Genomic DNA, 22,816 nt, shown 5'->3' on the forward strand with positions numbered 1-22,816 from the left:
AGTCATAAATTCAATCAGTTAGAGATTGAATGTGAGTAATTTGGGAGTAGCTGATTGTTACTAAGGCTATGCTTGTCATCTTGTTGCTTGGCAAACTCAGCTATCTCATTAAATTGCTGTACTGTCCATACCTCATGTTGCAAGAGGCTGTCAGGTAGCGCAGTAAAACTCTTTTCGTGTTTAGATGCAACTAATGTTAGGTATCCATACGATTCGAATTGCTTATAGTCTTGTAAAGAAAGAGGGATACGACCTTCACTGCTACCCCAGTGAGGGGTTAAGGTTAAGCGAGGGGTATAATCTCGGGTCTTTACTACCCATTTATTGGGCAGACGTTTATCACTGTCCCACCACTTTTTATCAAGGGCATTCATTATAGATTCAGTGCTTGCACGAGGCTGCGCATCTAACTGTTTAAGTTTAGCAAGGAATGTGGCACTAAATGCCTGTTGATAGTCAGTTTTACTCAAAGCGGGAGTGCGTTGCAGTATTTCAATACCGATTATTGCTCCAAGCATATTGGAGTACAGGTCTTCTGGGGAAAATGCCGAAGGGTACTCTTTAAACCCGGCCACAGAGGTAAAACCGAACCACTGTGCAATCTCATGCCATTGGGCGAGACGAAAAGCCAATATGGCACTGAGTTTAATCTCAACATCGAGTCTCTCTTTTTGAGTAAGGGGGAGGTCACGTTGCGTAAGGTGAATGACTCGGCTACGCAACTCATCGGTAAGGATGATGGTTTTATCTTGTCCAAGATTGCCTTTAATTTGGTTGTATAAATAGTAGGTATAATCTGCGGTATCGCGAACGTGGGCGGTATCTAAAATCCCACCCTTTGCGGTATAAATTAGGCCGTTGGCTTCTTCACCCGTCCCAATTAGGCTGCTTGCGACACCTTGACTGCCATCATTATATAGGTGCTGCTTAAGATCGCTCTGTTCGACAATATTATCGACTCGGAAAAATGGTACGGGCACGACCCCAAGCTCAGATTTCATGTTAATGCCAAAGGCGCAACAAGGTCGAACGCCGCTTGGGGCTTCAACTGCGAAGGCAGAAAATGAGCTTGTAATTGATAAAGCGTATACCAAAGGTTTGAACTTCATATATCATCCTTAATAAGGCTTTAGCGATGAGTCGCTTTGTTATCCACCACGCCTAGAGCCATCTATTTGTATTGCTTATCTAGAATCGCGTGTCTAGCGAAACAAATGCACTTTGACGGTCTCCGAAACCAAATTCACCAATAATATTAAAGGTTGGATTGATTACGTAGTTAAAACCGAGCACAGTGTTCCATTCAGATTCAAGCTCTTGTTTGACCACAAACTGCGCATCTTCGCCATTTTCAGCCAATGCTGCTGCAACCCCGGCCCCGAAAATATCGCTTAGATTTCCTTTCAAGGTTTGTTGAATGTTTTGATATTGGCCACCTATCCAGACCCGAATAGGGTGACCATAATTGGCAAAGTCAAAGCCCACGCGAGGGGTGACAACGATAGAGTCTATCCCGCCGTCGATAACCGTAAGGTTGGTTTTGGTATAGCTGGCATCAATTATGGTAAACCACTCTTTATACCCTCCTGCGACGACAAAACCACCACCATACATATTACCGTCTAGGTCTATACGAAATGGCAATTGTGGGGTGGTGAGGGTGCGGTCATTTCCGTAGTTAATGGTGACATTGACGTCGGTTTCAGAGTAGCCGGTTATCTTTCCGGCAATAGCGTACAGGTTTAAGAAGGGAAATAGCCACATATCGGCGCGAACTGTCCATACATCACTTTCTTGAAATCCACCTACGGTATCCACATCGATTGAGTTGATGGGAATATCAGCCGGAATACCAGGAATAGGAGGAATGATACAGTCTCCGGTGATTGGGTTATTACACCCAAATCCAGGATAGCCACCAGTACCAGGGTTGCCAAGGCTACTTTTAATGCCGTTGAGATCAATTGAGTTAACATTGATGCCTTGTTCAACGTGCATATAGCCAATACTGATACCGAAGGCTTTAGGTAAAATATACCCGCGTTCTTCAGCTTCAGACTTCCAGATCGGAAGTTCAAAAGAGTTGGCATAAATTGGGGCCGAAAAAGATGCGCTAATTAGCGCAGCAAAAGAAGTGATTCGTTTGAGTTCCATTCAAATATCCACAGCCTATAGAAAACAGATTAAGCATATGGTTGAGTATAAGCGCTATCTATAGAAAAGTGAGTAAAAACACGGATTTAGTAGAAATTAATCAATAGAATATTTTGGTGACGGGTCGATAAAACGTTGGGTTGTTGATTGTAGGCTATATAATCTAGCTTAAATCGAACAACCCATAGTGAGGGGATAAATGTGCAGAACTTGGCTGGTTAATCTAGCGAGTCAAGAGGCAACCAGTCAACCTTAACTCCCGCTTGTCCGAACATATCTTCACTGACTTGAATTTTATCACCCCAGCGTGATAAGAAATCTTCATCTTGAGCTGGGCAATGTACTGCTTTAATACCCGTTTGAATGATCTTAGCTGCGCAGTTGGGACAAGGAAAGTGCGTCACCCAGATTTCGCAATCATCGAGATCACGTTTAGCAAATAGGATGGCATTCTCTTCAGCGTGCAGCGTTTTGAGATATTTCATATCGCGTTCATCGGTGTCAGCACTGTCGGAAATACCATGTGGATAGCCATTAAACCCAACCGATACAATACGATTTTGCTTGGTGATAACCGCGCCGACCTGAGTCGAAGGGTCTTTGCTCCAAGAACCGACCAGCTCTGCCATTTGATTAAAGCGTTTAGCCCACTTATTGACCATGTAAATATCCTTTTAGTTATTGATTTATAGGCTGTTGTGGCCCTTAGCGCTGTAATTAAAAAGCGAATCGCTCTAGTTTATTGAGTTTTATGCAAAAAATACAGACATTGAGCTTAATGTGCGTGGTTAGCTGATATTGGAGTTGATATTGATTACACTGGCAACAGTTTTCTACCACGATACCTACTATGATAAATCAAACTCAGATAGACCAGTTGAGCAATTGTCAATTCAACGCCCTGCGCCCGATCTTAGTGTTGATTCGCGGGCTACCGGGGAGTGGCAAGTCGACACTTGCACGCCATCTGGCTAAAACATACGCTCTGCACCATTGTGAAACTGACCAGTATTTTGAAGACCAACATGGCAGGTATCACTTTGATGTGAGTAAATTGTCACAGGCTCACGCTTGGTGTCAGGCCGAGGTAGAAAGGCTATTGCTAGCAGGGCATTGTGTGGTGGTTTCAAATACCTGTGTACGCTTGTGGGAAATAGAACCTTACCGCAAGTTAGCTAAGGCGATGGGGGTGAGCATTATGTTCATCGAATGCAAGGCAACATTCCCTTCTATTCACGACGTACCAAAGCAAACTATGCTAAAAATGCGCCGTAATTGGCAACAATTGCCGGTTAGTTGGCAGTAGTGATGATAGATAATATAGGTTCTATCGGTTGTCAGAGTTAGGAGGATTAGATGAATCATGATCAGTTTAATCACTATTGTGAGAGCTTTGCAGGAGCAAGCTATGTCATGCAGTGGGGCGGTTCGCATGTATGGAAAGTGGCAGGTAAGGTGTTTGCCATAGGCTTTACACTAAAAGATGGTAATAGCGCATATACCTTTAAAACCTCTGATCGTAATTACTACTTTTTGCAAGACAGCCACGGTTATCGTCCAGCGCCGTATTTTGCGAATCGTGGCATGAAATGGATTCAGCAGACGGACACCCGTGCTGAGTTAGACAAAGAGCTAGAGTATTACCTGTCTGAGTCTTATCGAATCGTGCTCGAGGGAGTAAGTAAGCGCAAGCGCTCGCAATTGGGTTTGCTGTAACATGTTCAGTTTAACGGCATGACATAGTACTACTTCAATAGCCGCAAATAGGCTAGAATGCGCACCACTATTTAAGTCTGAGCCTATAAATCTATGACAAATCCTGCAATCCCTAGCAACTTTGCTGAACTTGCCTTAATTAAACCTCTTTTAGCACGCCTAAAAGAACTGGACTATCAACAACCTACACCAATCCAAGGGCATGTTATTCCAAGTGTGTTGCAAGGGCGTGACTTAATTGCAGGCGCAAATACAGGCTCAGGTAAGACGGCTGCTTTTGCACTGCCTTTGCTCCAACAACTGTTCACTAAGCACGGTTTGGTTAAAGGAAGCACCAGTAAAGGTAACTATGTTACAGATTTGATACTGGTTCCAACCCGAGAGTTGGCAAAGCAAGTAGCCGATAATATTAAGTCTTACGCGGCGCATTTTAATGGTGAAATCAAAACCGTTGCTGTGTTTGGTGGGGTGTCAGTCAACACTCAGATGTTAGCATTGCGTGGTGGTACCGATATTCTGGTGGCAACCCCAGGGCGTTTGCTCGATCTAATTTCAAGTAATGCTATCAAGCTCGATAGGGTGAAAACCTTAGTGCTTGATGAAGCAGATCGTATGTTGAGCCTTGGGTTTACTGAAGAGCTGTCACAGTTATTGGCGAAGTTACCCAAGCAAAAACAGACCTTACTGTTCTCCGCAACATTTCCTGAGCAAGTTCAGCTATTAACCGAAGAATTGCTGAGCGATCCGGTGGAAATCCAGCTACAAAGCGACGATGAAAGCACCCTTGTACAGCGGGTATTTAATGTCAATAAAGGCGAGAAAACCGCAGTCTTGGCGCATTTGATTAAACAGCATCAATGGCGACAAGCGCTGGTATTTGTTAATGCTAAAAACAGCTGTGAGCATTTGGCGGATAAGTTGTATAGGCGCGGTATTGAGGCGGAGGTTTTCCATGGTGATAAGGGACAAGGCTATCGCAGTCGTATCTTAGATGCGTTTAAGTGTGGCGAAATTGATGTACTTATCGCAACTGATATTGCCGCTCGCGGTTTAGATATTGAAAAACTGCCTGTAGTGATCAACTTTGATTTGCCGCGTAGTCCGGCAGATTATATGCACCGCATCGGTCGAAGTGGTCGTGCTGGAGAGGTCGGTTTGGCTCTAACCTTGATGGATTACGAAGACATCAATCACTTTAAGGTTATTGAGAAAAAAAATAAGTTCCGCCTTGAACGCGAACAAGTAGCGGGCTTTGAGGTAGATGAAACCATTACTCAAGAGATGATCGACGCGAATAAACCGAAAGCGAAACCCGCTGGAACGGGCAAAAAAAAGCGTAAGAACAAAAAACCGTCCGATCTAGATATCTGGTTACGAAATTCTTAATCTAGCATCTTGGCATTTATCGTCTAAATAGTAGGGAAAAGACAATGAGCGGAACCGAGCGCGCACATATCCAACGTGGAATAGAAGTTAATATCGTTCTTAAAAAAGATCAACGTAGCGGCAATTTAACTAAGGGTGTTGTAAAAGATATCTTAACCAAATCACCAAACCATCCGCACGGCATCAAGGTACGTTTAGAAAGTGGTGATGTGGGACGAGTAAAAGAGATATTGTAAGTCCTACAATACGCATTTTATTTTCACCTGTCTCATCGCCAATCTTTATTGAGCACTGCAAAGAGCTGCCTTGGTGAGGCGGCTTTTCGCGAGCATTAAAAGAACTGTTATGTTGTTCAAAAATAGCCAGTACATTACAAAGAACATAAAAATGGCGTGGCCGATTGCCATCAATGCGCTTTTGATGCAGGGCATGTTAATGATCGACACGCTGCTGATTTCCCCTCTAGGTGATGGCGCACTGGCCTCGATGGGGATTGCCAGTACCATAGTGGCATTGTTGCTCGGAGTGCAAAACGCACTCGCAAACGGTTCACAAAATGTGTTGTCGCGTGCAGTAGGTTCAGATAAAAACTCAGCGATTTCTCGCTCATTTCTGTCAGGGATGATCATCAACCTTTGTTTTGCGTTGTTATTCTTTGGTTTAGTTACGCTATTTAAATGGCCAATTATTAAACTGCTGAGCCACAATGTGGACCTTTATGCTCAAATTGATGCCTATCTTTCTGTTATTAAATATACGCTGCTGTTAACGGGTGTATCTCAGGTCTCCATTGCTCTATTTAATGCGATGAGTAGAACCAAAATACCCTTAATTAGCTACCTGATAACGATGCCGGTTAATGCTGTGGTTTCATACTATTTGATTCATGGTGTTGGCAGTTTTGTTGGAATGGGGATTGCAGGAGCGGCGCTCGGTTCGGTTATTGCGCTTGGGCTAAGAATGCTGTTCTTACTCGTGTGCCTTAAATACCAAAACGCTATTAACCTGCCATTAAAACAGCTAGTGAGTGGCATAAGTCAAAATATCAGCCTGCACTTTAAAGAGATCTTCCCGATTGCGGCCAATATGGTGGTATTGGCGTTAGGGCTGGCAACGTATAATCTTTTATATGCGCGCCTACCTACACAAGCCTATGCCGCTGTGGTCATGATCACCCCTTGGCTTACCGCGCTGGCGCAGTTTGTGGTGGCTTGGGCGGTATCCTCAGCCATTACCATTTCTCAGGCTATCGGCTCGAACAATTTAGAGACCTTAGACTCAGATGTTAGTCTGAGTATTAAAGTTACCGTTGGTGTATCGATGCTTGTTTGTGTGGCTTCTTTTATCTTGAGCTTGGTTATTGATAAGCTCTATCCAGGCCATTCACAGGTAACCTATCAGGCATTAGCAAGTATTGCGCCGCTCTATATATTGATGCCTCTCATTCAAGGCTATGTCACCGTGCATGGGCAGGTCCTGCGTGCACTTGGTAAAACCAAGGCAGTGTTTAATATCAATTTTGTGACTCGCTGGCTGATTGCAATACCGTTATTTGCGTTTGCAGTACTGGTACTAGATGTATCCATCTTCTGGGTATATGCGATTACTGTTTTCGAGCAAGCACTTAAGATCCCTGCAATGCGCAGCCAAGCGCGAAGATTCTTAAAGGAATTTGATAGTAAAAAGGCAAAACAGCTAATGTATTAAATATTGAGCTTACGACTGTGTATATAGCTTAAGGGCTGATTGAAGATTGTTAACAATCTTCAATTTTATATGCTGCGGCTCAACCACCTGTACAATATTGGCGTTTTTCATTAGCCACCATTCTAAACCTAAACTCTGGCGCACCTGCGCTTTTATGACGGTATAAGTATCGGTTTTTTCTACGATCTGTTGCTGGTTTGATAGCTTAGTCTCTTCGATAAGATGCAGGCCATGATAGTTATCTATCTTGAGTTGGATCTCAATCCAATCGCCACCGGAAAAGTGGGGGATGTTGGCTTCAATATGCTGTTTGGTATTGAAGGTGCGCCGTGGGCTGATGGATGAGAAACTGCTTTTAAGCTCACTGATGCGGTGAATAGCAAAGGTTCTATATTCGCCGGTATCAAACTTAGTGGCGATCAGGTAAAAGCTATTGCCATGTAAGGTTAACCCCAACGGATCAATATGATAGGGCTGTGCGCTGTTACTACCACGCTTCTTATATTTCATCTTGAGAGAGCGTTTCTCTAAGATGGCGCGCTCAATCTGCTCTATAAATACCTCTTCAAATGCAGGAGGCGTTAGTTGAAACTCTATCGGAGCGTAGCAAAATCGCTCTTTCCAGAGTGAAACCCGTTTATCTTGCTCTGAGTTGCCAGTGCTTAGTAGGTTTGAGACCTCTTTTCGCATATTGGGCGGTAACATCTTAAGCACTTCGTGCTCAATGATTTGCAGGGATAATACACTGCTCATTGCCGCGGGATTGATTGGGTGTTGATGCCCAAGGGCAATACTTATCTGATGCGGCCGCTTGCTGGTATCTAAATCAACACACTGATAATCGGCCACCACTTTATTGATAACCCGTTGCACTGTCTTTAGTTGGCTACGTTCATCTAGATTGGAGTCGAGAAGTTCTTTATTTAGCAATATTTGTCGCAGTTCGGTACTGGTGATGTGCTCGGGAGCACATGGAATGTTCTGCAATACTACTTGAAATCGTTCAAAACTCTTCGACATCTCTATATTCTCCAAATAAGGGACATAATTTGTCTCTAACTTAGGCATAATATAACGGTTACTAGGGTAAAAGGAAAAGCCATGAATACAATTTATATAGCGTTTAGTTTCGCGATCGCGTTTTGTTCCGGTCTGAGTTATTGGATAGCGTATCGCAAAACCGTGCGTTGTGAGATTGAGCTTCGGCGAATGCAATCCGAAGCGGATGCCTTTACCGTAGCCGAAGGTAAAGCGGAGAAACTGATCTCAGATATGCGAGAGCAGATATCACACCTGACTATGCGTAGCACTCAGATAGAAACCGAGCTTACTCTATGTCGTAGTTCTGATATGGAATTAAAACAGAAAATCCAAAGTCTAGAGTCGCTATTAGCCCAGCAGCAGCAGCAATTACTGCATACCAAAGGTCGAGAGAGCGCAGCACAGGCCAGCTTGATGTCGAAAAGTGAAGAGTTGAGTGTCGAGCTTGAGAGAGTGGAACAGTTAAATTTGGAATTGAGAAACTGCAACGAGAATTTAGGGCACGCTCAGCACACCAACGGTAAGCTGCAAACTGAATTAGCGACCAAACAACAGCACTTTGAGCAGCAGTTAACCTTGCTTAAAGAGAGTAAACAAGAGCTGAGTAAAGAGTTTGAGCGTTTAGCTAGTGAGATCTTAGAGCGTAAGGGACAGGCATTTAAGCAGATGAACAGTGAGAGTATGCAAAGTATTCTTAACCCAATTCATCAAGAGCTTAAGGGCTTTAAGAGCAAAGTCGAAGACATCCATAGCAAAGAAACCGAGCAAAGAGTTCAACTTAGAACTGAGTTGGTGCATTTGCAAAAACTTAATCAAGAGATCACCGACCAAGCATCAAAGCTAACTACAGCCCTTAAGGGCGAGAAGAAAGTACAGGGCAATTGGGGAGAGCTGATGCTTGAAAATGTGCTGGATAATTCGGGGTTAAGGCTCGGGATTGATTATAAGCGCGAGGTTAGTATCAACACCGAAGAAGGGCGTTTGCGCCCTGATGCTATCGTTTATCTGCCTCAGCACAAGCACCTGGTCATCGATGCTAAGACCTCACTGAATGCCTATACTCGTTATGTAAATAGTGAGGATCAGGCTGAGCGAGAATACGCGATTAAGCAACATGCATCAGCAGTGCGAGATAGGATCAACGAGCTAGCAAGCAAGGAATATAGTAAGTTACCGGGCATAAATTCACCGGAGGTAGTGGTGATGTTTATCCCTGTTGAGTCGGCTTATGTAGAGGCGCTTAAATATGACTCGACTTTATTTCAATCGGCTCTAGAGAAAAACATACTGGTGGCTACCCCAACCACGCTGTTAACCAGTTTGAATATTGTTAGACAGCTATGGCGCTTTGAAGAGCAGAATAAGCACACTGCAGAGCTTGCCAATCGCGCTGAGAAATTTTATAGCAAACTCAATACATTCCTTGGCAGCATGGAAGGCGTTGGTAAGCAATTAGATAAGGCCAAAGAGACCTATGATAGGGCGCTTGGACAACTGTATGCAGGCAAAGGAAACCTAATAAAACAGGCTTCAGAATTTAAAGAGTTGGGAGTAGCGGTTAATAGAGAGCTGCCTCAAGAGATGGTTGAAAAGGCCCACCTTGAATTGGATATGGTTTCCAATTCAGAGGTGGTGTCCATAGAGCACAAGTCGGTGGAACTTAAACAGAAGGGAGAGGTATCATGGCATCACGAGGAGTAAATAAGGTTATTTTACTAGGAAACCTTGGTAACGACCCAGAGGTAAGGCATTTTTCAAACGGCAATGCAGTTGCCAATTTTACGGTTGCAACATCCGAGACTTGGCAAGACAAAGCCACGGGTCAACAGAGAGAAAAAACGGAGTGGCATCGAGTTTCTGTTATGGGAAAACTGGCTGAAATAGCGGGAAACTACCTTAAAAAGGGCTCACAAGTGTATGTAGAAGGGCAACTTCAAACTCGAAAGTGGCAAGATAAAAGCGGACAAGAGCGTTACACCACCGAGATTGTGGTACAAGGCTTCAATGGCACTATGCAATTATTAGGCGCTCGAGGCGAGACAAGCAATATGCAATCCACACCACCACAGTCGACAGCTCAATCGTCGGGATCGCAGCCTAACGCCTTTCAGGGTAGCGTGCAGAACTCATCGACAAACCAGCAAAACTATCAACCCGATGACTACGATGATATACCGTTTTGAGGAAATAACGTGTCAGTATTGAATTTCTAATAGCCAGTTTTTACAAAGAACAATATTGATACTCGGGGTGTCGATTTTACCTTTACCTGACGCCATTATGGAGTAAATCCTAAAATTATGGGCGCTAAGCAAGGCCCAATTATTAGTGGTGTTGTGGCTAAAGGCTAAAGGCTAAAAAAATAGCAAAGCGCCTACCTAGGTAGGCGCTTTGTATGGATCATCTATGACAGCTACTGAGGTTACATCAATACCAGGTAGGCAACAAAGATAGCGGACAAACCGTAGATGATGGGATGAACCTCTTTTCGTTTGCCAGCTACTACCATTGAGAAAGCGTAGCTGATAAAGCCCATAGCCATACCGTTAGCGGGTGAGAAGCTAAGAATAGTAAACATAATGGTAAAGAAGGCGGCAATCCGTGATTCTTTCTTTTCCCACTGAATGTTGCCCAAGCGTCCGACCATGTAGATACCTACAACAACCATGGCGGGTGCAACGATTGCTGTTGAGAAAATAGAGAACAGCGGGAATAAAAATAACGACACTAAGAATAAACCGGATACGACGACCGCAGCAAGACCCGTCTTTGCACCCTGAGAGGATGCAATACCTGACTCAGAGAACGCGGTAATAGAGGTGGTGCCCAGTACGGTACCAATAACTGTGCCACCAGCATCTGCCACTAAGGCTGATTTTGCATTCGGAACTTTGCCATCTTTATCAATGATGCCCGCATCGCGACCAACACCGACTATGGTGCTTAATCCATCAAAAAAGTCGACGATGAAGAAGATAATGATAATAAATAGCAGATCAAATAGCTTTTCTGGGGTAAAGGCTGAAAAGTTAAAGATTGCGCCAAGACTTGGGGCAAGGCTTGGCGGCATAGATAACAGAGAATCAGGGATTGGCGCATTGGCTGTTCCCATAAACACATCGGCAACTATGGTCAGTACAATTGAGGTAACGAATGAAATAAACGTTGCTAGCTTAATGTCTCTTATCATGCAGCCAAGTGCGACAAAAATACTGATATAAGCAATCAATACCTGCGGCTCTTTGATGTTACCCATACTCACCAGTATAAATGGATTAGCTACAATAATTCCCGCGTTCTTAAGACCAAGAAAGGCGATAAAAAGGCCAAGAGAGACAGTGATTGCCAGTTTGAGATCTTCTGGAATCGATTCAATCATCGTCTTTCTAATCTTAGTCAAAGAGAAAATAAGATAAATGATGCCTGATAGAAAGATGCCAAATAGGGCTTCATGCCATAACAGAGCCACGGAACCGCTAAATAAAACCCCCTTAAAGAAGCCATTCATACTCATACCGGGCGCGAGCATAACGGGATAGTTACCAAATATACCCATAATTAGGGTTGCAATCGCCGCTGCAATTGCGGTCGCCGTAAATACTGCGCCGCGATCCATGCCGGGTATATCACCCAAAATGGCAGGGTTGACCGCTAGGATATAACTCATCGCTAAGAAGGTGATAAAACCTGCGTATAACTCAGTACCGATACTCGATTTGCGCTCGCTGATCTTGAAATGACGATCGATAACCGAGGTATCACTTGGGCTTGGTTGAATAAGGGTTTCTTGACTCACTATGTAACCTTAATTAATTAGAACAATTAGGGGAGTCTATCTAACTAAAGACAGAGCAAAACATCGAAGCCAATGTGAGTGATGGATGCACACAATATCAATGAGCATTGAAAACTGTAGTCCTAGAATTAGGCTCTAGGGTAGAAACGATTGGTCCAAATCACCAAACATATACAGCTTCGATATATTAAATTTGGCGCGTATAGTAAACGTTTGCGTGGGTAATTCAATCTATATTTCGAGGTTTTCACTCAGTTATTGAATTAAAGATCTCAAAAATGAGATGCTTGGTGCGGGATTTACATTGCACAGAAACAGATTCTACTTGTTATGCCAGCCGTATCCTTGACTCTTCTGTGGCAGGGTTTTGGTCATTCAAAATATTTGAATTAATCTATCAGATCTTTCCAATTTATTAATAGTACCCACACACTTAAACTTAGATAAAGCAAACCTGCAATACTGTTGATAGGCAATTTTGCAACGAGAAGTATTGAGGTTAGTTGTTGTAAATCTTGTCAAATAAGGAGAGGTCATGATTAGGTTACGTCGTTCAAATGAAAGAGGCAGGGCCAATCATGGATGGCTTGAGAGTCAACACACCTTTTCCTTTGCCAACTATTACGATCCACAGCAAATGGGGTTTTCTGTACTTCGTGTTATCAATGATGACCTTGTGCATCCACAAGCGGGATTTGATACCCATGGCCATAAGGATATGGAGATCATTAGCTTTGTTTTAGAAGGCGCTATTGAGCATAAAGACAGTGAAGGAAATGTTCAGACGTTGCCAGCTGGTGAGTTTCAATTAATGTCGGCAGGGAAAGGGATTTACCACAGCGAATATAATCCCTCTAGCAGTGAAGCCTTGAAGTTCCTTCAGATCTGGATAGAACCAAACAGCGCAGGAGGTGAGCCCAGTTATCAGCAAAATGACTTTGGCAAAGAAGTCGGGCTTACTACGATTGCCTCGCCTAATGGCAAAGATGATTCAATGCTTATTAAGCAAGACGCAACCCTGTATCAGTTAGTGTTAGAGGCAAATAGCGAGATCAAGTTACAAATAGAGTCAGGTCGTAGGGTGTATTTACATCAAGTTGTAGGCTCATTAGCTGTTAATGATGCAGCTCTTGTGCAAGGCGATGGCGCTAAAGTATCTAATGAATCCAGTGTTACTTTGATAAATACGACGCAACAGCGTATCACAACGCTTATATTTGACCTTCCTTAATCTAGTTGGCTTCGCAGAAATTACGGGGTGCTGTGTGTATAAACAGTACTCTTATAAAAGGCGAATGTTCGAGCTAATTTATGTTTATCTAATCGTGTGATTTATGCTGTATCAGCTACAAAGGTGTCTTGTTGCTGTTGGTATGTCGGGAAATAAATACCAAAGCAATCCCCCCCAGTATCACTAGGCTGGTAATAATGCTGCATGTGGAGATAGGTTCACCTAACAACATTGCTCCAATAACTATTGCAAGAGCAGGAACGCATAATTGGCTCACTGCAGCCTGCAATAGTGATAACTGTTTTAATACCTTGTACCACAATAGGTAGCCTAAGCCAGAAGTAACAGCCCCAGAGATAACCGCAAGCAGTACGCCATTCACGGTTAAAGAGATATTGGACAACAGTAGCGGGGAACACAGCGCTGCGATAAGTGATGCCATTGCAAATCCCCAGGTTATTCCAATATTGGGGGACTGAACCTGTTTGCCCAGTGCGGTAAAGGCTGCCCAGCAGACCCCTGACAGCATCATTAATAGCGCGGAAACTAAGTCGGGACGGGATACTGACGGTAGCATTAGCCAAGTAAAACCTGCTATAGACATAGCAATACCTAACCATTCTAAGCTATTAAATCTCTGACCTTGACACCAATACAGCCCCAACAAAGTAAGTTGTACTGCGCCAAATAGCAGTAAAGCTCCGGTTCCTGCTGCGAGGTTTAGGTAGGCGTAGGAGAACAGGGCCGCGTAACCAAATAAGCTCGCTCCCGCGAGCCAAGTAAATCTTGTACTCGGTTTGAAACCGTAGGTTACTATTTGTGGACTGGTTATTTTATGTATGCTGAGCAGTATTAAGGCCCCAGATAACAGCCGAATAAGGGTAAATGAACCGGCATCGATATCGCCTTGCGCCAATGCTAAGCGACACAAAATGGAGTTTGCAGCAAAAGCTATCATCGCAATGCTAGTGAATAGAAAGGTTCGCATAAAGAGCCAGTTATATCCTAGTGTGGATTTATTATTGTGAATTTCGCTTGTCGAACCAAATATCGGTGAGGGTCATCATACCTAGGCTATCTACCTTCGTTCCGCGAAGGGTTTGGTGGCTTTTATAGGCAATGGACTTTATCCACAGAGGTACTAAACGCCTCTCTTTAAGGTATTGGTCTTCAATGCGATTTAAAAATTCAGATTTTGAGCAGGTGGCTTGTTGAAATTCAGTGAGCCATTGACGCTGTCGAAACGGGGTCAGCATATGCTCTGCAGCTTGGCTTAGCAACAACCAATAATAGTGGTCAAGTACTACGTCTGAACCGAATAAGAAGTTGTCAATCCAGATATCCGCATCGCGGATTGACGCGACAAACTCGATTTGAACCCCAGTATTGCGTAGCTCGTACCATAACAGTTGCAGAGGGTCTTGTTTTAGCTCTAATACCCGAAATTGAGAGGGCAATTCATGAGGCCTAGGTGGTTCAGTAGTGGCGGCTATCTGAGATGTTCGAGAAGGCAATACCGTGTGGGTGAGTTTCTTTTGTTCAGCATAAAATTTATGCAGGACATGTTGTACAAACTCTTGAATGGCGCTGCGAGCGTTAAGATCTAGCCTATGGCTAATACACAGGGTTTTTGTGCCCATGGTGGCATAGTGTCGATCGCGACTGTCTTTGGTATCTTCAACGTCTTCAAATTCAAACAAATGCCCAACTGAGGTTTTCTTTGATGAGATAACATGCCAGAAATCCGCTCGTTTTAACACGCCATGGGTTCCAAAGTACTGAAGGTTCTTTAATAGTGACCAGTGATCTTGGTTCCGGTACTCCCAATAATAGGCGCCAGTACCATACGGGTAATCCGGTTCTGCGGGGTTATCGAGATAGATAGCGGCGTGAATATCGGCTAAGGTGTGCAAAAACATGGGGTCGTTTTTTTCAAGGGTCACCTCAACCCACTGGCAATTGATGTGTATCGATGCAATGTTGGCATACAGTTGATGCGCCACGCTGTTGTTGTTTTGGTGTGCGGTTAGGTTTTGTTTGATGTGCTGCGGCGTAACAAGTTCGCCATTGTGAAAGTAAACATCGGGGCGAATTCTAAAGTAGTAGGTAAGGCCCTCTTGATAAAATTGATGAGCGAGGTGTGGGGTAAACTCATTATTTTTAGCGTCATATTTGATTAACGTATCGAACATAGCATTGACAAACACGCCGGCGTTTCTATCTGTCATATCTTTAGGATGACATCTAGGTAAACAATATGGGATCAGAGAGATTAGTTCGTCAGAGTATACGTTATCGTCCGATACGTCGGTTAACCATTCAGGAAGGTGTTGTTTGAATACATTGCCATACTTGAAAATATCAGCATAGCGAGAGGCTTCACTGAGTTCGCCATTGGCAACATAGCCCTTTAATACTGAGCACAGTCTTTCATGGAATGACCCTTCAATCTTTAACTGGGTCTTATTACCACGGCCTTTACCAGGTATCCAGGTGATCCAGCCCAATTCGTTTAGGTTTTTCATGATCTTGGCGACATTACGTGTCGAACACGACATGATCTCAGCTAGGGTCTGGCTATCAACTACCGTGGCTTCGGTACCGAAATAGGCGTCGAGTTGCTTAAGGCGTTGCAGGTGAATGGTACTGCTTTGTTTGTCCATAAATCAAAAATACGTTAAAACATGACTCACAGATTCTAGTCTAATTTATTAAGTTCTGCTTTTAGGAAATGTAATTACTCACTGCGTACAATAGCAAAGAGCACCTAAATATTGCGAAATAGGTGCTCATTTAATAATTTACTTAGCTTGATATGAGATTATAGGTCGTCATTGTTCTCTGGGCGCCAACTTAAGGCACTTGCAATACTTCCGACCACAACAGCATCTTTTTGATCCGCAGTTAAGCTTTCCATCATCTGAATACTAACATGAGCGTTAGTTTCTGTAGCCGCTACCTCTTGGCCATTTAGTTTAAAGCTATAACCGAGTGGGGTGCTGGTATCAAAGGCTGCACCTTGAGCGCGTTTTACCGCAGCTAACTGCAAGCTAGTGCCTTGAATTTGAATTGAACCGGTCTCTTTGCTGGTACCCATTAGGCTATGCTCGGCTTTGATAGTGTACAAGCCTACTTTTTTATCACCTGAATAAATATCACAACTAAAAGGCTCACTTCCTGACATATTTAGCCCGCCAAGGGTTAAGTTGCTTTGTTCGCCATGACAGGCAAGTTTCCAGCTCTGCTCAGTACCCTCTTTTTGTATTAACGCCACTAAACCACTTTGCTTGGTTCCAGAAATACCAAACCACTTAGAGTTTGAGGCGTCACGAGAGAATTGGCCGTGATACATGTCCGCAATCTTAAAGGTACCGTCGCTACCAAATCCGCCAAACTTACCATCGACTGAAACAGCAACTGAAGGCAGATCATTGATTGCTGCGGATTTTTCCATAACCGCAGTGGTGACGCAGCCAGAAAGTGCGCCAGCAAGCACAAGACCTAAAGTGAGGGTTGTTATGTTTTTTTTCATTATTGTGAGCCTCGTCAATATTTATCCTATTAATATAAGCATCGAGGCACAGTAAAAGAAGAACAGTTCTGGTGATTTTGTTCTGCTTTTAAATATTGATGGGCGAGGGTTTTAGGTGATGGATTTGCTATTAAGGTATTGTTTTTATTAAATAAGGCGCTCAATGTTGCTGAACGCCTTATTTATCAATCGGCTAAAATTAAGCTATTTTATTAGGTCGCTTTTAGGGTTATCAGAGTCTGAGATTAAGGGATCAAACAAGGCTAAGGGCAGTTTTTTGTGAGTCGCGACATGGAAAGCGTTACGATTAAGTTGCTGATGCATGCGTTTTCTGTGCTTAGCTGTACGATTGATCTGTAATCGACGACTCTTATTTATACCGTTCATGGGACACCGTTGCCTTATGTTGTGATTGCTATAAAAAGAAGAACACCCTAAAAATCAATGTTCCTATTTTAGTATGGATAATATTCGTACAATTGCGCAAGTTATTCACTAAATTGGTACGAAAATCATGAACAAGACAAAAGCAGCGATATTATTTGCAGGCTTAACCCTAGGAAGTGCAAATATCGCGCATGCGGAAAACTTTTTGTCGGGATTGACTATGGGTGCGGGCTATTCATCAACAAGCGTTACTAACGACGATGTAACGCAAAGTCGCCCAAAGGGATATAGCATCTTTTCTCGTGGTTATTTAGTCAAATCGTGGAAGGACTACCTATTTACGGATTTTCGAGTTGTATCTGAAACAGAAAAAACAACTGGTTCTGGCGGCTCAATGAAGATAGATTTGACCCGATACCAAGCATCGCTAGGCTTAGGTTATCCGTTCCATGTTAGTGAAGGGTTCACTGTGAAGCCTTATATTCAAAGTGGTTGGTCATGGAATACGGCGAAACTAACCGCTACCTTCAATGATGGACAGCAGATGGGTGTAAAACAGCATGGTAATGGCATTTTATTGGGCACGGGTATCGAAACCCAGTTCGGCGACCATATTATAGCCAACGTACTCGTTTTAATGAATGAGGGCAAAGGCGGCGATTCTTATGGCTCTAGCATGTTTGATATAGGTTATAAATTCTAACTGCCGATGATTAATCTCTAGCGCCAAGAGCAATTATTGGCGCTTACTCTGTAATTACCTCTTTCCTCTATAGTTTTCTATTCTCTTTGGTTTATCATTGTCCCAGTAATTTCGATAATGGACTGACAATGCGTATTCTTCATACCTCCGATTGGCATTTAGGGCAAAACTTCTTCAATAAAAATCGCCGTGATGAGCATCAAGGGTTTCTTAACTGGCTGTTAGAAGTGGCTAGGTCACAGCAGGTAGATGCAATTATTGTTGCGGGGGACATCTTTGATACCAGCACACCACCAAGTTATGCGCGTGAGCTATATAATCAATTTGTGGTTGAAGCCAATAAATGCAATTGTCAGTTGCTACTTCTAGCCGGAAATCATGACTCGGTTTCGGTGCTAAATGAATCTAAGGGTCTACTCAAATATCTACGTGCGGACGTGATTGCCAGTGTTGGTCATGATATTGATAAGCAGCTAATCTCACTGTTCGATAGCAGCGGAAATGTAGGCGCTTTAGTATGCGCGATTCCTTTTGTTAGACCACAAGATGTGATGCATAGTCAAGCGGGAATCAAGGCATCACAAAAGCAGCAGCAACTAGGAGAGGCGATAGCTTCCCATTATCAATCCCTGTATAGCAAAGCGCAAAGCAAGCAGTCTCAAATCTTGCAACAAACTGGAACCAAAGTACCGATCATTGCCACGGGACACCTTACCGCATTGGGCGTAACTCAGTCAGAATCGGTAAGGGATATTTATATTGGTACCCTAGAAGGGTTTGCTAGTGATGCCTTTCCACCGGCTGATTATATCGCTCTGGGGCATATTCACAGACCACAAATAGTGGCCAAAAAAGACCATATCCGCTATTGCGGCTCGCCGATCCCATTGAGTTTTGATGAGCTTAAATCCTCAAAACAAGTCGTGTTGGTTGAGTTTACGGGCGATGCGACGCAAGTTACCCCTCTCGATGTTCCAAGCTTTCAGCCGATGGCGGTACTAAAGGGTGATTTAGCCGCGATTGAACTGCAGGTTGCTCAGTACCAAGGGCAGGAGCAGCCTACCTGGCTATCCATAGAGGTTGCAGAACAGGACTTCTTGAGTGATTTACAGCAGCGAATAGCCAGTATGGTTGAAGGGCATAGCGTGGAAGTACTGCAACTGCGACGAGCGCGTAACAATGATAAAAAATCCATACAACAGATAAAAACGGAAACCCTAGCTGAGCTTAAACCGACTGAGGTATTTGAAAAGCGATTGGCCCTTGAGAGCTTGAGCGATGAAACAGAGCAAGCACGACTTCGGCGGATCTCACATACCTTTACCGAGATCTTAAATGATGTTGAGTTGCAATCCAAGGAGGGTGAGCAATGAGGATCTTATCGCTAGAATTTGAAAACCTAAACTCTTTAAAAGGGCGCTGGAAGCTCGACTTTACTCAATCTCCTTTTTCAGACAACGGTTTGTTTGCTATTACCGGCGCGACCGGTGCGGGCAAGACCACCATCCTTGATGCTATCTGCTTAGCCCTTTATCACCGCACGCCACGCTTAGGCTCGGTAACGCATACCAATAATGAGGTGATGACTCGCGGCACCGCAGATTGTTTTGCTGAGGTAGAATTTGAAGTTAAGGGCACAGCGTATCGCGCTAACTGGTCGATGCGGCGCTCAAGAGGCAAGCTAGATGGTAAGATGCAAAGTGCTAAAGCTGAAATTGCACGGGTCGATAGTGGTAAAATTCTCGCCTCTGCCATCAAGCAAAAACTGGATAAGGTATATGAGTTAACCGGTTTAGATTTCTCTAGGTTTACCAAATCAATGATGCTGTCTCAGGGACAGTTTGCCGCGTTTTTGAATGCAGATGCCAATGAAAGAGCTGAGCTGTTAGAGGAGCTTACTGGTACTGAGGTTTACGGTTTGGTTTCTGAAGAGGTTTATCGACGCTTTAAGCAACATGATGAATCCCTAAAGCAGCTGCAAGCTAAAGCCGAAGGCGTTAATCTTCTTAGCGACGAAGCTCGAACGCAGTTGCAATCAGATGCAAGTCAGCTGCAACAAAGCCAGACTCAGTTGGATAAACAGATCCAGTTGATCGAATCTCAATTGCGCTGGTGGCAAGACATCGAAAAGGCACAGTTAAATGTTGATAAGGCGAAGCAAAATCAGCAACTAAGTGCGCGGCAGTATCAACACCACCAGTCGCAGCTCACAACACTGAAAAAAAGCATTCCTGCTCAGGCGATTCGCCCCGCTTATCAAACGCAAAATCAGCTACTTACAGAGCTCACCCAAGAGCATGCGGCGCAAGAAATTGCTATCGCACAATTAACAGAGCTTGAACACGCCCTCAATCAAGCCGTGCAACAAAAGCAGGTGAGTGAAAAGTCTGTACAGGAGACAAAGTCAGCCCTTGATAAAATAGAGTCGTTAGCCCTTAAGGTTCGTCCAATAGATGCACAGCTGGTCTCTTTATCTGAGTCTAGCTCGGAAAAGCAGGCTAGCTTGGCGCAATTGAGTGAGTCTCAGCACAATAAAGACCGACAATTACAGCAGGCGATGCTTACTCAGCAAAGCCTTAGCAATGAGCAATCACAGCTACAGCAGTACCTAAGTAACAATGCTCGATTTGAAAACCTAGCCACCACTATCGTTGAGATAAAGGGGCAGGTTAGTAAACTTAATGACAATCAGCGCCGCATGGCCAGCGTTGAAGCTGAGCAGGTTACGCTGCGACAATCCCAGCAGCATTATCACGCCGAATACCAATTGTTAGATGAACAACTTCAACAGCAGATAGAGGGCCATCAACAACACCAGCAAGCCTTTATTGATGCCAAATTAGAATGGCAGCAATGTAACACGCAAGCCAGTGTCGAGACCCTAAATGTGCGAGCAACCTTTATTGAGTCTGCTTATCTGCAACAAAGTGAGCTTAAGCGAGTTAATACAGCATATATGGCGCTGATGTCCCGCCTCCAAGAGGCTAAGGCGAGTAAACAAACATTACAGCAACAGATAACACAGCTTGATGGCTCAATAGAGGCGCTAAAGCTACGCTATGTCGAAAAAAAGCAGCTGTTAGACAGTATTAAACGCTTGATTGAGCAAGAAGGAGAGCTGGCTAAGTATCGCGCCACGCTTAAACAAGGTGAGTCATGTCCACTTTGTGGTTCTGTTGAACATGATGTTGTTGCAAATGATGACCTCAACGCCTTAACCCAGCAACGTAATGACCAACAATCGTTGTTATCTACAATAGAAGAGCAAGGGGCACAAGTTCGTAGGGACCTAAACGATAAACAGCGAGATCTTAAGGCTCTACTAGAGCAGATTGAAGGCGATAGTGCGCAGAAGATCGAGTTGATTAGCCAATGGCAGTCTTTAGTTGCTCAATTAAGTGGTGACGCTCCTAGTAATGATTTGCTGGAATGGGCGAATGATTTACGTCTTGAGCGTGGGGAGTCGATTAGTGAGTTTGTTGAGCTCGTTAGCAAAGAGCTGAAGCATCTGCGTCAGTTGCAACAAAAGCTGGCCAGTCTTCTAAAACGGATGCAGGACGCCGATAAAACCTGCACTTTAAGTGACGGCGTCACTAAAGAGCTACAAGGTAAGCTAAACCTAGCTGAGCAACAAGGCAACGCAATTCAAGCACAGCTGTTGCGATTACAACAGCAACAGCAGACCCTTGATAGCGAAGTGTCTCAGTTGGCTGTGAAACTAGAAAAGACCATTACTGAGTTAGGTTTTGACGTCCCTGAAATGTCAAAAATAGATGACTGGTTGGTTGAATGCGACCAGCAAGCCGCTAGCTGGAATTCGAAACAGCGCTTATTGCAACAAAATGCAACGCGTGTTGCGAGCTTAGATAGTCAGATCCAAGGCTTTAAACAACAAATTGCTGAGCTTTCACAACAAATAGAACCATTACGTAATGACCTGACGCTGCACAAACAGCAACAAACTGCGTTACGCCAAAGTCGAGATAGCTTATATCAAGGCTCGGATATAGAGCTCGACGTGAAAGCGCTTAAGGACCTAACTGCGCAGCATCTAGAGCAACTTAAAGCGGCCCAGGCGCAGTTTCAAGATATTCATAATAACGATCAGAAACAGCGCGCTAAGATAGAAACAACTCAGGGACATCTAGACAAGCTCACTAACAGATACCAGCAAGCAAACCAACTCTGGCTACAGGCGTTACAACAGAGTGAATTCGATACAATAGATGATTTTGTAGACGCGCTTATAGGGCCAGATGAGCATCAACAGCTCTTGGAACTCGAGCACGACCTACAAAACAAAAAGTTAATGGCAGATACCCAGTTTGATAGTGCCAATAGCGCTTTGCAAGAGCTCAAAAGTGTGGATGTAGGCAAGGAAATACCGCAAAAAGTTAAGGTTGAAGCCGCTTTATCATTGAGCAAAGCCCAGCAAGCCGACCTCTTGCATCAGCTAGGGGAGATCACAGGTCGCTTAAACCTAGATATCCAAAATCGCGCTAATCAGCAGCATTTGTTTGAGCAGATAAGGTCAGCCCAAGCGAGTTATGATGATATGGCTTATCTTAATGCGCTGATTGGTTCTCAAAAAGGGGATAAGTTTAGAAAGTTTGCGCAAGGCTTAACCCTAGAGAATTTGGTTTATTTAGCCAATAAGCATCTTAAGCGTCTGCATGGTCGCTATGAGCTAAAACGAAATCTAGAAGATGGATTAGCACTACAGGTCATGGATCTGTGGCAAGGGGATGTGGTACGTGATACCAAGACCTTATCGGGCGGTGAAAGTTTTTTGGTTAGTTTATCCCTAGCCTTGTCTTTGTCTGATTTGGTGAGCCACAAAACCAGTATAGATTCACTGTTTTTAGACGAAGGCTTTGGCACACTGGACCCTGAAACATTGGACTTGGCACTGGACGCATTAGATACCCTCAATGCAACCGGTAAGATGATTGGTGTGATTAGCCATGTCAGTGCACTAAAAGAGCGAGTGCCAGTGCAGATAAAGGTCAGTAAAAAAGTAGGGCTAGGTGAGAGCCGGCTGTCGAAGCAGTTTGCGGTATAGGCATATATAATAAACAATCGATGAACCCATAGTAAAAATGACTCGTATTTGCTATGGGTTCACTTGCTTTTGATGGTGAGTTTTGATGGTAAGTTTAGATA

19 protein-coding genes, 2 pseudogenes and 1 riboswitch are annotated in these 22,816 nt (G+C 43.9%); of the genes and pseudogenes, 12 read left to right on the plus strand and 9 right to left on the minus strand.

Annotation, left to right across the window (positions count from 1 at the left end):
- Positions 1 to 14: 14 nt before the first annotated feature.
- From OCU28_RS05425 to OCU28_RS05435, 3 genes are all read right to left on the minus strand, one after another.
- Complete coding sequence (locus OCU28_RS05425; protein ID WP_261817312.1) at positions 15 to 1,109, minus strand: DUF4056 domain-containing protein; 1,095 nt, start codon at positions 1,107 to 1,109, stop codon at positions 15 to 17.
- Between the two features lie 79 nt (positions 1,110 to 1,188).
- Positions 1,189 to 2,154, minus strand: coding sequence for a hypothetical protein (locus OCU28_RS05430; RefSeq protein ID WP_261817313.1), 966 nt, complete (start codon positions 2,152 to 2,154; stop codon positions 1,189 to 1,191).
- Positions 2,155 to 2,372: 218 nt separating this feature from the next.
- Positions 2,373 to 2,816, minus strand: a complete 444-nt coding sequence (locus OCU28_RS05435; RefSeq protein WP_261817314.1) for a dCMP deaminase family protein — start codon at positions 2,814 to 2,816, stop codon at positions 2,373 to 2,375.
- Between the two features lie 188 nt (positions 2,817 to 3,004).
- Here OCU28_RS05435 and OCU28_RS05440 point away from each other — a divergent pair, with 188 nt between their 5' ends.
- From OCU28_RS05440 to OCU28_RS05460, 5 genes are all read left to right on the plus strand, one after another.
- Positions 3,005 to 3,460 carry an AAA family ATPase gene (locus tag OCU28_RS05440; protein ID WP_261817315.1) on the plus strand — a complete coding sequence of 152 codons (456 nt, stop codon included), beginning with the start codon at positions 3,005 to 3,007 and terminating at the stop codon, positions 3,458 to 3,460.
- A gap of 50 nt (positions 3,461 to 3,510) precedes the next feature.
- Positions 3,511 to 3,870, plus strand: a complete 360-nt coding sequence (locus tag OCU28_RS05445; RefSeq protein ID WP_261817316.1) for an MmcQ/YjbR family DNA-binding protein — start codon at positions 3,511 to 3,513, stop codon at positions 3,868 to 3,870.
- Positions 3,871 to 3,963: 93 nt separating this feature from the next.
- On the plus strand, positions 3,964 to 5,256 hold the full coding sequence (locus OCU28_RS05450) for a DEAD/DEAH box helicase (RefSeq protein WP_261817317.1): 1,293 nt from the start codon (positions 3,964 to 3,966) through the stop codon (positions 5,254 to 5,256).
- A 44-nt stretch (positions 5,257 to 5,300) separates the two neighbouring features.
- Positions 5,301 to 5,492 carry a YwbE family protein gene (locus tag OCU28_RS05455; protein WP_261817318.1) on the plus strand — a complete coding sequence of 64 codons (192 nt, stop codon included), beginning with the start codon at positions 5,301 to 5,303 and terminating at the stop codon, positions 5,490 to 5,492.
- Positions 5,493 to 5,601: 109 nt separating this feature from the next.
- A complete protein-coding gene (locus OCU28_RS05460) occupies positions 5,602 to 6,963 on the plus strand; it encodes an MATE family efflux transporter (protein ID WP_390623800.1) in 1,362 nt (453 codons plus the stop codon).
- Positions 6,964 to 6,972: 9 nt separating this feature from the next.
- Here the strand turns inward: OCU28_RS05460 and OCU28_RS05465 are convergent, their stop codons facing one another.
- Positions 6,973 to 7,983 carry a helix-turn-helix transcriptional regulator gene (locus OCU28_RS05465; RefSeq protein ID WP_261817319.1) on the minus strand — a complete coding sequence of 337 codons (1,011 nt, stop codon included), beginning with the start codon at positions 7,981 to 7,983 and terminating at the stop codon, positions 6,973 to 6,975.
- An 81-nt stretch (positions 7,984 to 8,064) separates the two neighbouring features.
- On the opposite strand from OCU28_RS05465, the gene rmuC reads away from it, so the two are divergent.
- Both rmuC and ssb read left to right on the plus strand, forming a co-directional pair.
- Complete coding sequence (rmuC, locus tag OCU28_RS05470; protein WP_261817320.1) at positions 8,065 to 9,705, plus strand: DNA recombination protein RmuC; 1,641 nt, start codon at positions 8,065 to 8,067, stop codon at positions 9,703 to 9,705.
- The gene (gene ssb, locus OCU28_RS05475) at positions 9,687 to 10,187 is read left to right on the plus strand and encodes a single-stranded DNA-binding protein (RefSeq protein ID WP_261817321.1); all 501 of its coding nucleotides are present in this window, start codon (positions 9,687 to 9,689) and stop codon (positions 10,185 to 10,187) included. Before rmuC ends, ssb begins: the two co-directional genes overlap by 19 nt.
- Before the next feature lie 239 nt (positions 10,188 to 10,426).
- Here ssb and OCU28_RS05480 read toward each other — a convergent pair whose 3' ends face one another.
- A complete protein-coding gene (locus OCU28_RS05480) occupies positions 10,427 to 11,800 on the minus strand; it encodes an NCS2 family permease (protein ID WP_261817322.1) in 1,374 nt (457 codons plus the stop codon).
- Between the two features lie 97 nt (positions 11,801 to 11,897).
- Positions 11,898 to 11,997, minus strand: a riboswitch (purine riboswitch).
- Between the two features lie 338 nt (positions 11,998 to 12,335).
- Here OCU28_RS05480 and OCU28_RS05485 point away from each other — a divergent pair.
- Complete coding sequence (locus tag OCU28_RS05485; protein WP_261817323.1) at positions 12,336 to 13,031, plus strand: pirin family protein; 696 nt, start codon at positions 12,336 to 12,338, stop codon at positions 13,029 to 13,031.
- Positions 13,032 to 13,146: 115 nt separating this feature from the next.
- On the opposite strand, the gene OCU28_RS05490 is transcribed toward OCU28_RS05485, so the two are convergent.
- From OCU28_RS05490 to OCU28_RS05505, 4 genes are all read right to left on the minus strand, one after another.
- Positions 13,147 to 14,019, minus strand: coding sequence for a DMT family transporter (locus tag OCU28_RS05490; RefSeq protein ID WP_261817324.1), 873 nt, complete (start codon positions 14,017 to 14,019; stop codon positions 13,147 to 13,149).
- Between the two features lie 31 nt (positions 14,020 to 14,050).
- Entirely contained in the window at positions 14,051 to 15,694 is a 1,644-nt protein-coding gene (locus OCU28_RS05495; protein WP_261817325.1) for an SgrR family transcriptional regulator, read from the minus strand.
- A gap of 158 nt (positions 15,695 to 15,852) precedes the next feature.
- Positions 15,853 to 16,563, minus strand: coding sequence for a VV20781 family protein (locus OCU28_RS05500; protein WP_261817326.1), 711 nt, complete (start codon positions 16,561 to 16,563; stop codon positions 15,853 to 15,855).
- A 204-nt stretch (positions 16,564 to 16,767) separates the two neighbouring features.
- Complete coding sequence (locus tag OCU28_RS05505) at positions 16,768 to 16,950, minus strand: hypothetical protein (RefSeq protein ID WP_261817327.1); 183 nt, start codon at positions 16,948 to 16,950, stop codon at positions 16,768 to 16,770.
- 127 nt (positions 16,951 to 17,077) lie between these two features.
- Between OCU28_RS05505 and OCU28_RS05510 the strand changes: the two genes are divergently transcribed.
- The 4 genes and pseudogenes from OCU28_RS05510 to OCU28_RS16185 form a co-directional block, all read left to right on the plus strand.
- Complete coding sequence (locus OCU28_RS05510) at positions 17,078 to 17,653, plus strand: autotransporter outer membrane beta-barrel domain-containing protein (protein WP_261817328.1); 576 nt, start codon at positions 17,078 to 17,080, stop codon at positions 17,651 to 17,653.
- Between the two features lie 128 nt (positions 17,654 to 17,781).
- Positions 17,782 to 19,026 (plus strand): exonuclease subunit SbcD, encoded by a 1,245-nt coding sequence (sbcD, locus tag OCU28_RS05515; protein WP_261817329.1) that lies wholly within the window; start codon positions 17,782 to 17,784, stop codon positions 19,024 to 19,026.
- Positions 19,023 to 19,679 (plus strand): annotated as a pseudogene (locus OCU28_RS16180) (AAA family ATPase); the annotation flags it as partial. The gene sbcD and the pseudogene OCU28_RS16180, both read left to right, overlap by 4 nt.
- Positions 19,680 to 22,133: 2,454 nt before the next feature.
- A pseudogene (locus OCU28_RS16185) lies at positions 22,134 to 22,715 on the plus strand (SbcC/MukB-like Walker B domain-containing protein); the annotation flags it as partial.
- Positions 22,716 to 22,816 lie beyond the last annotated feature (101 nt).

It is taken from the genome of Vibrio gallicus (assembly GCF_024346875.1).
In the GTDB taxonomy this organism is placed as follows: Bacteria; Pseudomonadota; Gammaproteobacteria; order Enterobacterales; family Vibrionaceae; genus Vibrio; species Vibrio gallicus.